Here is a 14,139-nt window from a genome sequence, read left to right as displayed (position 1 = left end):
TAGAAACATAAAAAAGCCCAAGAGTTTTGTCTTGCTTTAGTTACAATACAACATATGTTTTGATATTCGCTAAATACGAGCAATTTGAGAGAATTATGGCGCAATTAAAAGAGATTATTCAATGGTGTGATGAAACTTTAAATACACATGAATTTAAAGATTACGCGCCAAACGGTTTACAAATTGAAGGCAGGTCGGACGTTCAAAAAATTCTTTGTGCAGTAACCGCCTCCCAAGAGGCTATTGAGGCCGCGATTGCCCAAAATGCAGACTTATTATTGGTGCATCATGGTTATTTTTGGAAAGGCGAACCTTACCCAATTACAGGCATGCGCGGTAAACGCATCAAAAGTTTAATCCAGCATGATATTTCTTTGGTGGGTTATCATTTACCACTCGATTCACATCCAAGTCTAGGCAACAACGCTGCCATTGCAGAACTTTTACAATTAGAAAATCTGCAAGCATTAGACCCAAGTGAACGTCATCCTATTGGCAATATTGGTTTTTTAAAGCACGCCATGAGTGCAACAGAATTTCGCGACTATTTAACAGCACGTTTAGGTTTTAATGCGATTCACCTTCCTGCTGAACAAAGTCATATTCAAAAAGTCGGGTTCTGCACAGGTGCAGCACAAGATTTTATTAGCAAAGCAGCAGAACAAGGCTGTGATGCCTTTATTTCGGGCGAAGTCAGTGAACGCACCTATTATGAAGCCAAAGAGTTAGATGTGCATTATTATGCCTGCGGACATCATGCGACTGAGCGTTATGGCGTACAAAGACTCGCAAAAGCTATTTCAGAACAGTTTAATATTGAGTATAGTTATTTTGAATTAAATAACCCAATTTAATACACTGTTTCACCTACCATTTCACTCAAATGACAGCTGTGTTTAACATCGTCTTTAGATGTATACATTCGAGTCTAATTCTGTATCGTTATTTAAACCTAATGCACAATTTATCTCGAAATCTATTACAATAGAGCCACTTAATGTTAAAACCCAGCAAAATGCAAGGAATTGAAAACATGACAACCATTACTTTACCAGCTTTACCATACGGTTACGAAGATCTTGCTCCACACATCAGCAAAGAAACTTTAGAATTCCACCACGACAAACACCACAACACTTATGTTGTGAATTTGAATAACTTGATCGCGGGTACAGAGCTTGAAGGTAAAACTTTAGACGAAATCATCAAAGCTACTGCAGGTGATGCAGCTAAAGCTGGCGTATTCAACAACGCAGCGCAAGTTTGGAATCACACGTTCTACTGGAACTGTATGGCGAAAAACGGTGGTGGTAAAGCAACTGGTGCTTTGGCTGCTAAAATTGATGAAGATTTTGGTTCTTACGAAAAATTTGCTGAAGAATTTGCTGCTGCAGCAACCACTCAATTCGGTTCAGGTTGGGCTTGGTTAGTGGCTGACGAAGTAAATGGCAAACTTTCTATTATGAAAACTTCAAATGCTGACACACCAATGGCACACGGCAAAGTTGCAGTATTGACAATTGACGTTTGGGAACACGCTTACTACATTGACTTCCGTAATGCACGTCCTGCTTACATCAAAACTTTCTTAGAAAGCCTTGTAAACTGGGATTACGCAAATGCGAAATACGCAGGTCAAGAAGCTGGTGTAGAAAAATAATTTCTATTTTTCTGTAGGAAAACTGCTCGCATGGTCTTTCTAGTTGAAAGTGTATAAAATGAAAGTAAGATGTAAGTTTAACTTTTAATATCAATTTGTTATCTTACATCTTATTTTTTATATATGTATAAAATAAATATATAAAAAGATCTAATCTATTCCAACATCACACTTGATCCAAAACCTTCTTTATAGCAATCACAAACCCATTTTTAAACAATGGCCGTTCATGTTCATCTTTAACAGCACCATACTTTGATACTGTCCATCCACGTTGTATTATTTTTTGTTCATTGATCGCATCTTCCAAAGCCTCTATTTCACTTGGTAGTAGCAGACCATTTAGTGCTGGTAATACAACAACCCCTTGATGTACTTGCTCTGCATGAATGACTTGATTAGGACGTATATCTATATTGATTTCCGCATTGTTTTTAAGAATATGGTTTTCTCTTTTTAGCTTGTTTCTCTCAGCAATGATTTGACCAAATACAGCTCTTAAAGCAGGATCATCTAATCTCTGTAGTAAATCCATATCCCTCGGTATACCACGCTGTTTTGATTGTGGTGCTAGAGGTTTTTTCATCGTGGTATTGGCTTTAGTTGCCCAAGCATCAATCAACAAGCGAAAGTGTTTGCCTGTTTTATTGCGAATACTGACCGTACCAACACCACCATCGGCTTCTGATATCCGACCAATAGTTGCAATCGAGTAATCTTTCTTTCCTGCATTAAAGTGAGCTTCTAATAAAGCATTAAGCTTATCTAGTGAGTCTCTTGTTCGCTGACTTTTGTCTGACTTTAGATCTTCCAAAATAGTATTTACATCAACATTCATGAGATCACTCCTTAACAGCACCTTTTAGCTTTAAACCATGCACTGTGAGTTTTAAAATCCGCTGATTCATATTGTTTTCTAAAGCCTTTATGCCATATTCAAGTAAGTTACTATCTTGCATGAATTGACCAAGTTCCAAATAATCTGTGACTTGCTTATATCCATCAAGTTTATCTGTCGGATTGGCTTGCAAAGCCATTTGACGCATCATTGCATTTGCTGCAATAAGCTGTTGCTCTGGATCTAACATCAGAAGTAGTGGCATGAAATCCTTGCGCATCATGATTCGACTTAGATTTTGTGTTCTGTTTTGAATTACTGAAGTTTTTTTAACATCATCAAGTATATCAGGATAGAACTCGGCATCCTCACAAAGCAACGCAAGTTGCAGCAACTCAGAATCGGTTTCTACAAAGCCAACTTTAATGTCACTTTCTGAGCCAACAGCAACAAGCTTATTCGTAGTATCGCCTTCCGTTCGACCTTGCTCAATTTCAATAAGACGACGAATTAAATTAAAGGTTGCAAACCAATCTTTCGTGTATTCATCCGCTTCAACTAATTGCTTTTCATATCTACGCTGAAGTGCTTGTAATTCATTATGTTGAGTAAATGGCTTACCCTCACATTCTGCTTCGTACTTACGGTCATCCATTACTTCAATATCACCCTCTAACTTAACAGCTAAATTAGCAGCCTCATGGGCTTTGTAACTCATAAAGTTAAGATGGGCGGTAAGTGCGGGGAGATAACGAGCATCAGTAATGAACCAACGACAGCGTACACAGTTTTCTAAACCATGAGGCACAGAACCATAAATTCGTTGATGCGCATTAACTGAGTCTTTAAGTAATATCCCACCATTCCAACAACCTGCTATAGTTTTGCATTCATCTGAACGAACAGTATTACCACCAGCTAAACACAAACCATGATGGCGATTTTCCCAACCTAATGGATTTCGATTAACTAATGCAATTTCAATGGCTTGACCATCATGATATGCCATTTTGCATTTAATTTGACGCATTTCTGCATCTTTTAGGAAGGTGCGGACACTTTCTTGTGACTTATTATCAAGCAAGCCCTCCGCTTCTATCATTTTCTCTTTCATCACAGAAGGTGTGAGCTTAGTATAATACACAGTCATGATAATGCGTGAATGACCTGCTAACAGCTTTGACACCACAGGTAACGGTAGTTTGGCATCCAAAATATAACAGGTAATGAGCGAGACACGGAGGCTGTGTAAAGGAAACTCGGTTTTCGTCTTTCTTTTATTATGATCGATTCCATAATCATGTACCAAGCGAAGAGCTGTACCGTCAGATAGGGTATCTCCAGCCGTTAAAAGTTTTTTTTCAAGTTGATGGAGTAGCTTATACCAAAGAGTTACGATGGACGATTCTAAAATTGGCTTGGTTCTATCTTCTTTCTGTCTGGCTGCAGCATCTCGAAAAAGAAAACAACTTTGCCCCATTGCCCTCAAATAAGCCTTCGATTTCAGTTCTTTTGTGTGCTTTTTTTCTAATGTTAGGCAATCCGTTGGTTTATTAATTGGGTTGTACTTCTCTTGCCAGTTACGCAACTTCTCAAACCAGTACAGCACATCTTCATTTTGCCAAGGGATTTCATAACCACGCTCAAATTCCCCCTTGTTCTGATCTGCAGTCTTATTGGTACTGATATATAACCCTGTTGATTCTAGTCCTAGCGCATTATCTTTAAATCGACGAAACACGCCTTTACTGTAGTGATTAAGGGCAAAAGTATGTGGATTTTTAATCCAGTTTCCACTTTCATAACGTAGCGTGTCTGCTTCACCAGAATCAAGCATGCGTATCTGATAGGTACGTAATGGCAAGTGCAATTTAATAAACAGCACCATGCTTGCCACAGGAGACCAAATTTGATAAATGGTGATGCGCTTATCATTACGTGTAATTTCTTTACTGCGCCAAACACAATCTTGGTCGTTTTTATCAATCAGACTTTCATCAACTTCAATCCAATCACCACCTGTTGTACCATCGGCTGCATTTTGTTGCGCCCACAACCAATCTGAAAAATATCCTCGTGGGTTGGGACACAAGATATGGCGTAAATCACAAATATAACGGTATGGCAGCGGATTATATATCGTTTCGGTGTTGCTAATTTTACGTTTAACTTTTTCAAACGGATTAGCGTACAAACGAGTAGTTTTGTCATTATCGTCTTTCTGACTTAGATGTGTACTCAGCACCCAATCAATAAAATGTGTGACGTGATTTAATAACTTTGCTGTATCTGCATTATCACCTTTATTTGTTTTTTCCAGTAGAATGCGCTTAAATTCATCGGTTGAAGCATGCCAACCATTTTTGCCTACAAATAAGCTCGTAACATCAGATGCGAATGGAGCTGAACTAGTCAGGTAAATATCGAAAAAAACACATAAAGCCTCAAGTTTAGTTGCTACTCCCTCATCTTGATTCGTTATCCATTCCTCGGCTAATTGACGCCATATTTCCCATTTCTGACCGTGTCCTTTCACAAGCCATTGCAAAGTAAGATCTGCAGTACGACCGTCCTGTTTCTTCCTTTTAGTTATTGTTTTATTAACCATTACACTTTCCTAATTTTGGATACTTTCCAGTAAATATTTCTTCAGGGTCAATATCTTTAAAACCATACTCAGTTAATACCTCCCAGCTAGGTTTACCTATTTTCTCCACTGGCTCTGCTGGATTTAAAAGTCGCTGTGTTGCCGCATTAAGACTGGTAGTGATTTCTTTTGTTGTTGGTGTGGTATAGACGACTTGTGAGTCTAACGAGGCATGATGTAAGCATTTCTTAATCACAATTTCTTCTACGCCAGCCCTGCGTAAACGTCTTGCATAACTATGTCTATGAGAGTGAGGTGATAATCCATCTGCTTTACAAGGTTTAAGTCCAATACGCTTTAACCCTTGACTGTAGTTATAGTTGAATGCATTAAGTGTGTATGGCTTACCAGTATGATCACGATGAAAATTCACAAAAGCATAAGGGTGATTACGCTCAATCGTTGACATAAAACGAATGTATACTCGCCAAAGTATTGCAAACACTTCTCCAAAAATTTCTGGAAACCAATACACCTCTAAGTAATTGTCTTTACTGTCAGTCACTCGACTTTTCCAGCCAATGTGTTTTTTACCCATAAGATGATTGCGTGGGCTTAAAGCATATTTTTCTTTGAGATAGGCTGCCCGAGTTGTCTTACCTGAACGCCCTCGCCAGTTGTTCGGGGCTTTACCATCCTCTGGATGATAGATGCGAATCTTTACACTATTCTCATTCAATGGGTCAATAAAGACATCTTCAAGCCATAGGTGCAAAGTCTCAGATTCTCGTAAACCACCACCATGCATGAGTAATAAAATTAGTTGATCACGCAAAGTAGCCCTGTGATCTACTGCACCACCTAAGCCATCTATATAAAATGCTTCAAAATAGCGTTCAGGAAATTCAATAGCAACTTGTAATTGTTTACCTAATTGACGCTTCCCTTTAATACTACGAGCTTCTCTAACGGTAGAATTGACATGCTTGTCTTTGATATGACCAAGAAAATTGTGTTGGTTTCTACGAAACCATGCAGCGTAATTAAGGCGTTGTGTCAAGCTGTCAGCTTTAACCAAAGGATTCATCGGAATCGCACCATATTTTTCTGCTAACCAATCAGTAATTTCAGTTAATGCATTGATATGTGATCGAGCGACGCTTTTAGGGAAAGGAAACCAATACAGCTCTGAAGGATCTAACCCATCATTTCCAATAGTTCCTGTATATAATCGACTGCTAAAACTCTCAAACATGGCTTGTGGCGAAGTAAATCCACTTGTATTGGCAGCCATATACTCCAGCAGAAGCTGAGCAGCTTTAATACGCTTATCGATAGCTGATAGCCCCAAGCCATCACGCTTCAACTTCAAAGCATACTCAACTATAGGCTTTATTGGTTCTTTATTGTGATCAAGTAATATTGGTATTTCTGTACGAATACCTGAATCATCATCAACAACTTTTGCAACTACTTTTACACTGCACATATTAATTCACTTAAATGAAAATCAAGTAAAAATTAAAAGCAGAAAGCACCCTAAACATTGATAAAAGCATCAATGTCTTTTAGAATTGATTTGTCTTGCACTGCCAAGTAAAAGACAAATCCATAAAGGCTCATGTTACAGCATGGGTCTTTATACTTTCTGCACTTAAAAAGAATAATTAAAAGTTAAAATTAATTCATATTTTTTTGCTCCTTAATACCCAATTTCACTGCAATTTTATGGCTTTCACCGCGTTTCGGAACTCTATTGTTCTTTAAAATTCGATAAACTAGGTCTGGAGAAAAATGATTATCTCTTGCCCATTCAGCAATGGAAATTCCATTTGCTGAAAACTCTTCTCTAACTTGCTGAATCGATTTGATCATATCGGGTGAATTTTGAATGATGTTGACGAAAAAATAGAATATTTTTCAGGATTAATCAATCACTTTTTTATTGTAAGTTATTGTTTTTATTATATTAATATTATGTATAATGGTTTTTATAATCATCCATTATATATTTTTATAATGTTATTTATTGTTTTAATCTTTACTTCACAAAAATTAATCTGATAATCAATTTCTTCTTTATATTTTTGAATTGAATCACAAAATTCAGGGTAAGAAACTGCCAATTCATTAATAAAATCTACCTGATTTTTTAGAAAGCTTAACTCTTTGTTTATAGTGTTTTTTTGGGTAAATAGTGGGTTGTTTTCTTCAATATCAATCAGTTTTTTTCGCAGTTCTTTTAATTTTGGCGTTTCACTATATAAATATAATCTTTTATTACATAGTGATCTTTGTGCTACCAAAAAATCATTTTTCAATAATACTTGAATTGCTGTGTACATGCGCTCACGTAATCTCTTCATACTTAAAATGCGTGGTCGATCTGATTGTTTAATAATTAACCAAAAGTATTTTGATTCCCAATTTTTAATTTCATTGTTTTTTATTATTTCAACGAAATCTTCGGCTAAGGGAATATTCAATTTCAACATTTTAGACCTCTTTCATAATGAAAATGAGGATTATAAGCCGTGGATGTTTAATCCTCAATTGGTGATATTTCTGTTTTTTGAGAAATTTTTCAAATGTCAGAATTATCTACTGAAATTGGTCGACTATTACGAAAAAAAAGAGCGGAGAAAAAAATTAGCCAAGAAGCATTAGCATTACAATGTGGAATTGATCGTAGTTATTTGGGTCGTATTGAACGTGGTGAAGTAAACATCACTGTCTTAAAACTCTATGAGCTTGCTTCTGTGCTTCAGATTGATGCTAAAGAGTTATTGCCTTAACTTTTCTCACGCCAAACCATGTCGCATCTCATTTAATTACAATAGCTTTTTCTATTAATATCTACCACAATATCCTCAAAGAAATTTGAGAGTCATCAGTGTGATTACAGGCGAAATTAAAAGCAAAATTGACCAAATCTGGAATGCATTTTGGAGTGGGGGTATTTCTAACCCACTCGAAGTGATGGAGCAGATGACCTATTTGTTATTTATTCGCCGACTTGATGAAATCCAGATTACAAAAGAGCGCAAAGCCAATCGTCTAAAAATAACAATAGAAAAACCAGTGTTCAAACCAGAGCAAGATCATCTGCGTTGGTCAAAGTTCACTACCTTGGGTGATCCTACTCAGCTTTACAATATTATTGCCAATGAAGTTTTTCCGTTTATTAAAAATCTTGGTAATGAAGGTGATACTACATACAGTCATCACATGAAGGATGCCCGTTTCACTATTCCTACACCTGCACTTTTAACGAAAGTGGTCGATCTCTTGGCTGAAGTGCCGATGGATGATAAAGATACTAAGGGTGATATTTACGAGTACATGCTTGGTAAAATTGCATCTGCAGGTCAGAACGGTCAATTCCGTACACCTCGCCATATCATCAAGATGATTGTGGAGTTGATGCAGCCAAAACCAACCGATACTATTTGCGACCCTGCTTGCGGTACAGCAGGCTTCCTCGTTGCTGCAAGTGAATACTTAAATGAACATCACAGCACAGAAATTTTTGCATCACCTGAAGCAGCAAAGCGTTTTAGTGAAGAAACTTTTTTTGGCTATGACTTTGACAGCACCATGCTTCGTATTGGTTCTATGAATATGATGCTGCACGGTGTTGAAAATCCAAGTATTGAAAACCGTGATTCTTTAAGCGAAGCACATTCACATATTGAAAGTCAGTTTAGTTTGATTCTTGCCAATCCACCATTTGCAGGCAGTTTGGACTATGAAAGCTGTGCTAAAAATATTCAGGCGATTGTTAAAACCAAAAAGACTGAATTGCTATTTTTAGCATTGTTCCTACGTTTGCTGAAAACAGGTGGTCGTGCAGCAATTATTGTGCCTGATGGGGTGTTATTCGGCTCATCTAAAGCACATAAGGATTTGCGTAAAAAGATTGTAGAAGAACAAAAGCTTGAGGCGATTATTTCTATGCCTTCTGGTGTGTTCAAGCCGTATGCGGGTGTTTCTACTGCAATTATGATTTTCACCAAAACTGAATCTGGTGGTACAGATAAAGTCTGGTTCTATGACATGCAGGCAGATGGCTATTCGCTAGATGATAAGCGTAATGAGCTAGATGCCTCTAAACACGAAAATAATAATATTCCTGACATTCTTGCCCGTTTTAAAAATTTGGATGCTGAAGCAGATCGTAAAGCTACTGAGCAAAGTTTCTTGGTGGATAAAGCCGATATTGCTGCCAATGGTTACGACTTGTCTATTAACCGTTATAAGGAAGTGGTCTATGAGCAAGTTGAGTATGAAACACCAAGTAAAATTTTGGCAGATTTAGAAGTGCTTGAGCAGGATATTTTAAAAGGAATGGCTGTGCTTAAGGAGATGTTGAAATAATGACTCAAATTGTAAAAATTGGAAATATTTCTACTCAAATTCGTGGCGTTTCCTATTCAAAAAGTGATGTTATTGCGAATATGCAAGATGGTTATTTACCTGTTTTAAGAGCTAATAATATTCAAGAACAAGGCCTAGTTTTAGACGATTTTGTTTATGTTCCTGAAAGTAAAATTTCAGAAAAACAAAGAATTTTGGCAGGTGATGTAATTATTGCTGCATCGAGTGGGAGTATTAGTTTAGTTGGTAAGGCTGCTTCGGCAAAAGAAAACATTAATGCAGGATTTGGTGCATTTTGTAAGATACTTCGCCCAAATACTGAGTTAGTTGATCCAAGATATTTTGCTAATTATTTTCAGACTCAAAAATATCGTCAAATTATTTCTAATTTAGCTGCTGGTGCAAACATTAATAATCTAAAGAATGAGCATTTAGATGATTTAGAAATCCCACTCCCACCACTTTCTGAGCAGCGCCGAATTGCTCAAATTCTAGATAAAGCGGATGAGCTACGCCAAAAGCGTCAGCAAGCGATTGAGAAGTTAGATCAGCTGTTACAAGCCACATTTATTGAAATGTTTGGTGATCCTGTGAGCAATCCTAAAGGATGGGATTTAGTGAAAGTCGGGGACGTTGTTGATGAGTTTATCGGAGGGAAAAATATTGAATGCCCAGATGAACGTGAATCTAAGTACAAAATTTTAAAAGTTAGTGCTGTAACTTCAAAAGTTTATAAGCCAGACGAAAGTAAATTTGCTCCTAACAATTTTGAGCCTAATCCTTTAGCAATTGTAGAACAAGGAGATCTACTTTTCAGTCGAGCCAATACCACTGAATTAGTAGCAGCTACAGCTTATGTTTGGGATACTCCCGAAAATATTGTTTTACCAGATAAGTTATGGAAATTCTCAATATCTGATGATTCAAAAGTGAATAAACTCTATCTATGGGATTTATTTAAAAATACAGAATTTAGAAATGAGTTATCTAAGCTATCTAGCGGTACAAGCGGTTCAATGAAAAATATTTCTAAAGGAAAACTAAATGAAATGTTAATGCCACTTCCCCCAAAAGAGCAACAAGATAAGTTCGCAGAAACTTCAACTAAACTTTGGGAGCAAATTAAGACATTTAGACGGTCTTCTGCTAGTCTTAATTCACTATTTAAAACATTACAAAACCAAGCATTTAGTGGAAATTTATAAAATTATTAGAGGGTGGATACATGAGCAACTTTCAGTTTTTAGAGCCTGAATTTAACAGCTTGGCAAACACTGCTAAAGAAGCTGAAAAGCTCGTGTATATTTCCCCACAATTTGCCCTTGCTGCTGCAAGAACATCACTAGAAAACCTTGTTCTCTGGCTATATCAATACGATAAAAAACTTACCCAACCTTATGACCCATCGCTCTACAACCTCATTACCGATGTAAAATTCAAAGAAATTATCCCACCCTACATTTGGGACAAAATGGATAACATCCGCATGGTGGGCAACAGTGCGGTACACGGTAAAAAATTCAAACAACTGACGACTGAAGAAACAGTTAAACACATTAGCCATCTGTTCCTGATCTATGTCTGGTTTGAACGTAACTATGGTTCACCTTCAAAAGACCGTTCACAGTCGATTTTATTTAACCCAAAACTAATACCAAATGCTGACCACACACAGCAAATGGCAGCGAATCAGGAACAACTGCAAAAAGAAGTAGAAGCCAAAGAAAAAGCATTTGCAGAACAACACAAAGCCTTGCGTGAACGTGAACAACAGCTGTTTGAATTATCTGCAAGTCTGGAAGAACGCGAAAAACTACTTGCCAATATTGATGCTGAACGTGCTCAAAAACGTGCTGAAGTTGAACAAGCTAAACTTGCCAATAGTCAGATTCCTGATCATACCGACTACAAAGAAGACGAAACCCGCAAACTAAAAATTGATCTTTTACTAGAAGAAGCTGGTTGGGAGATTGGTACAACTGCAAGAGAGGAAGTTCCAGTTACAGGCATGCCAAGCCCATCAGGTAAAGGTGCTGTCGATTATGTACTGTATGATGCCAATGGCTTGCCTTTAGCCTTGGTAGAGGCTAAACGTACATCGGTTGATCCTGAAGTAGGACAACAACAGGCAAAACTCTATGCAGATTGTTTGGAGCAGCAAACAGGTCAACGTCCTGTAATGTTCTACACCAACGGTTATAAAACCCGTATCTGGAATGATGTGCAAGGTGGCCCACCACGTTTGGTGCATGGTTTTTACACACAGGCTGAACTAAAACGCCTAATTGAAAGACGCAAAAATAATCCAGATTTGGGTAGCTTTCCGATCAATGCGGAAATCGTTGAGCGTTATTATCAAACCCGTGCCATCAAAGCGATTTTAGCCGCATTTCAGCGTAAAGAACGTGCAGGTTTACTAATTATGGCAACAGGTACAGGTAAAACCCGTACCGCAATTGCGTTGGTTGATGTGCTGATGAAAGCCAATGCTGTTCAGAAGGTTTTATTCCTCGCTGACCGTACCTCATTAGTCGTACAAGCCACCAATGCCTTTAAAGCCAATTTACCTGACTCTGCACCTGTTAATTTAGTAGACAGTAAAAATCAAAATGGACGAGTGTATTTATCTACCTATCAAACCATGATGGGACTGATTGATGAAGTGAATGCAGACGGCACACGTAAATACGGTACAGGCATGTTTGACATGATTATTGTCGATGAAGCCCATCGTAGCGTGTACCAAAAATTCGGTGAGATTTTTAAATACTTTGACAGCTTATTGGTTGGTTTAACTGCTACCCCACGCGATGAAGTAGACCGTGATACTTATGCACTTTTTGGTTTGGAAAGTGGTGTTCCGACAGATTATTACGATTTAGACCAAGCTATTGCCGATGGTTATCTAGTTCCACCTAAAGCCTTTTCAGTCCCCTTAAAGTTCATGCGTGAAGGTGTGAAATTTAATGAGTTGTCCGAAGAAGAAAAAGAACACTGGAATGAGCTGGATTGGGGCGGTGATGACGCACCTGAAGAAGTAAATGCATCAAAAATTAATAAGGAACTGTTTAATACAGGCACAGTAGACAAAATGCTGCAGCACTTGATGGAAAATGGCATCAAGGTTGAAGGTGGAGATATGTTGGGTAAAACCATCATCTTTGCAGTCAATCAGAACCACGCCAATTTCATTGCAGAACGCTTTGACAAAAACTATCCGCAATATGATGGTAAGTTCGCCCGTGTAATCACGCATTCAACCAAGTACGCACAAAGCCTGATTGATAGCTTTAGTAAGAAAGAGCTGGCTGATCCACAAATTGCTATCTCTGTCGATATGCTCGATACAGGCATTGATGTGCCTGAAGTGGTCAACCTCGTCTTTTTCAAAGCTGTACGTTCAAAAGTGAAGTTTATGCAGATGATTGGTCGTGGTACACGGCTTTGCAAAGACCTCTTTGCCCCAGGAATGGACAAAAAAGAATTCTATATTTTTGATTACTGCTCAAACTTTGAATATTTCAACGAAAATCCTGATGGTGCGCCTGTATCTACTGCTGAACCCTTGGGGCAACGACTATTTAAGGCACGTTTAAATCTTTTGAGTTTGTTGAATGCTCAAGAATATCAAACTGAAGAATTGGCAGCCGTCCGTCAAGACATACAACAAAGCCTGCAAACTGAAGTGAAATCAATGAACAAAGATAATTTTATTGTTCGTGATGAGCTTGAGTATGTTGAGCAATTCCAAAAAGATGAGGCATGGAACAATTTAGATGATCTAGCTATTGGTACATTACGAGAACATATTTCTAAACTTCCAAATGAACTAGAAGCAGAAACACTAGAAGCCAAGCTGTTTGATATGTTGTGCTACAACATCGAACTTGCTGTGCTGAATAAGGATGCCAAAGCGGTACTTGCCTATGCGAATAAAGTGATTGAAATCGCTTCTAAACTGGAAAGCAAAGAGAATATTCCTGTTGTCGCAGCACAGATTAAGTTAATTCAGGACATACAAACTGAAGCCTATTGGGAAGGAATTACAGTCTCTATGCTTGAGTCGATGCGTAAACGTATCCGTGGCTTGGTTAAACTCATTGAAAAAACAACCTCTACGATTGTGTATTCCATGTTGGATGATGAAATTGGTGAAGCAACTGAAGTTGATATTCCAGTGGTTTCAAGTGGGGTAAATATTGCGCAATACCGCAAGCGTGTGGAGAGCTTTATTAAAGCTAATGAAAACCACATTACTATTGCCAAATTAAAGCGAGGTTTAGCTTTAACCCCAACTGATTTAAAAGAGCTTGAGCGATTTGTTTTTGAAGCTCAAGAGGTTGAAAGCAAAGAAAAGTTTGAAGAATGCTTTGGAACAGAGCAAGGTTTACCCTTATTTATTCGTTCATTGGTTGGACTGGATCGCCAAGCTGTACAGGCAGCTTTCTCCAAGTATTTGCAAGGCACAACCTATAATGAAAAACAGATTCGTTTTGTTGAAATGGTCATTGAACACTTAACCATTCGGGGAACACTACAGCCAGAGCAGCTGTATGAACCACCTTTTAGTCAAATCCATTTTGAGGGGATTGATGGTGTGTTTACTGGTGGTGATGCTGATAATATTTTAAATGTGGTTGAAGCGTTTAATGAGAGTGCGGTGGCGTAAAATAGAAG

At 37.9% G+C, this 14,139-nt stretch carries 11 protein-coding genes; 6 read left to right on the top strand and 5 right to left on the bottom strand.

Features of this window, described 5'->3' with window-relative positions:
* Nucleotides 1-95: 95 nt before the first annotated feature.
* Both AC0T5Z_RS04505 and AC0T5Z_RS04500 read left to right on the top strand, forming a co-directional pair.
* On the top strand, nucleotides 96-854 hold the full coding sequence (locus AC0T5Z_RS04505) for a Nif3-like dinuclear metal center hexameric protein (RefSeq protein ID WP_435336753.1): 759 nt from the start codon (nucleotides 96-98) through the stop codon (nucleotides 852-854).
* 179 nt (nucleotides 855-1,033) lie between these two features.
* Nucleotides 1,034-1,660 (top strand): superoxide dismutase, encoded by a 627-nt coding sequence (locus tag AC0T5Z_RS04500; RefSeq protein ID WP_317097457.1) that lies wholly within the window; start codon nucleotides 1,034-1,036, stop codon nucleotides 1,658-1,660.
* Between the two features lie 166 nt (nucleotides 1,661-1,826).
* On the opposite strand, the gene gmtX is transcribed toward AC0T5Z_RS04500, so the two are convergent.
* The 5 genes from gmtX to AC0T5Z_RS04475 all read right to left on the bottom strand — a co-directional run bounded on the left by gmtX (nucleotide 1,827) and on the right by AC0T5Z_RS04475 (nucleotide 7,580).
* Nucleotides 1,827-2,498, bottom strand: a complete 672-nt coding sequence (gene gmtX, locus AC0T5Z_RS04495; protein WP_435336752.1) for a gamma-mobile-trio protein GmtX — start codon at nucleotides 2,496-2,498, stop codon at nucleotides 1,827-1,829.
* A 4-nt stretch (nucleotides 2,499-2,502) separates the two neighbouring features.
* On the bottom strand, nucleotides 2,503-5,106 hold the full coding sequence (gene gmtZ / locus AC0T5Z_RS04490) for a gamma-mobile-trio integrase GmtZ (RefSeq protein WP_179996870.1): 2,604 nt from the start codon (nucleotides 5,104-5,106) through the stop codon (nucleotides 2,503-2,505).
* Entirely contained in the window at nucleotides 5,099-6,574 is a 1,476-nt protein-coding gene (gene gmtY / locus AC0T5Z_RS04485; RefSeq protein WP_179996869.1) for a gamma-mobile-trio recombinase GmtY, read from the bottom strand. Before gmtY ends, gmtZ begins: the two co-directional genes overlap by 8 nt.
* Nucleotides 6,575-6,765: 191 nt before the next feature.
* Complete coding sequence (locus AC0T5Z_RS04480; protein WP_179996868.1) at nucleotides 6,766-6,960, bottom strand: DNA-binding protein; 195 nt, start codon at nucleotides 6,958-6,960, stop codon at nucleotides 6,766-6,768.
* A gap of 122 nt (nucleotides 6,961-7,082) precedes the next feature.
* Nucleotides 7,083-7,580: a hypothetical protein gene (locus AC0T5Z_RS04475; protein WP_179996867.1), complete on the bottom strand. Its 498-nt coding sequence runs from the start codon at nucleotides 7,578-7,580 to the stop codon at nucleotides 7,083-7,085.
* Between the two features lie 93 nt (nucleotides 7,581-7,673).
* Between AC0T5Z_RS04475 and AC0T5Z_RS04470 the strand changes: the two genes are divergently transcribed.
* The 4 genes from AC0T5Z_RS04470 to AC0T5Z_RS04455 all read left to right on the top strand — a co-directional run bounded on the left by AC0T5Z_RS04470 (nucleotide 7,674) and on the right by AC0T5Z_RS04455 (nucleotide 14,131).
* Entirely contained in the window at nucleotides 7,674-7,880 is a 207-nt protein-coding gene (locus tag AC0T5Z_RS04470) for a helix-turn-helix domain-containing protein (RefSeq protein WP_179990867.1), read from the top strand.
* Nucleotides 7,881-7,980: 100 nt separating this feature from the next.
* Complete coding sequence (locus AC0T5Z_RS04465) at nucleotides 7,981-9,462, top strand: type I restriction-modification system subunit M (protein WP_065388220.1); 1,482 nt, start codon at nucleotides 7,981-7,983, stop codon at nucleotides 9,460-9,462.
* Nucleotides 9,462-10,667, top strand: coding sequence for a restriction endonuclease subunit S (locus AC0T5Z_RS04460; RefSeq protein ID WP_065388219.1), 1,206 nt, complete (start codon nucleotides 9,462-9,464; stop codon nucleotides 10,665-10,667). Before AC0T5Z_RS04465 ends, AC0T5Z_RS04460 begins: the two co-directional genes overlap by 1 nt.
* Before the next feature lie 20 nt (nucleotides 10,668-10,687).
* Nucleotides 10,688-14,131, top strand: a complete 3,444-nt coding sequence (locus tag AC0T5Z_RS04455) for a DEAD/DEAH box helicase family protein (protein ID WP_225530948.1) — start codon at nucleotides 10,688-10,690, stop codon at nucleotides 14,129-14,131.
* Nucleotides 14,132-14,139 lie beyond the last annotated feature (8 nt).

Source organism: Acinetobacter pengchengensis (assembly GCF_982235305.1).
Note: the sequence above shows the minus strand (reverse complement) of the source record. Positions and strands in the feature narration are given on the sequence as shown.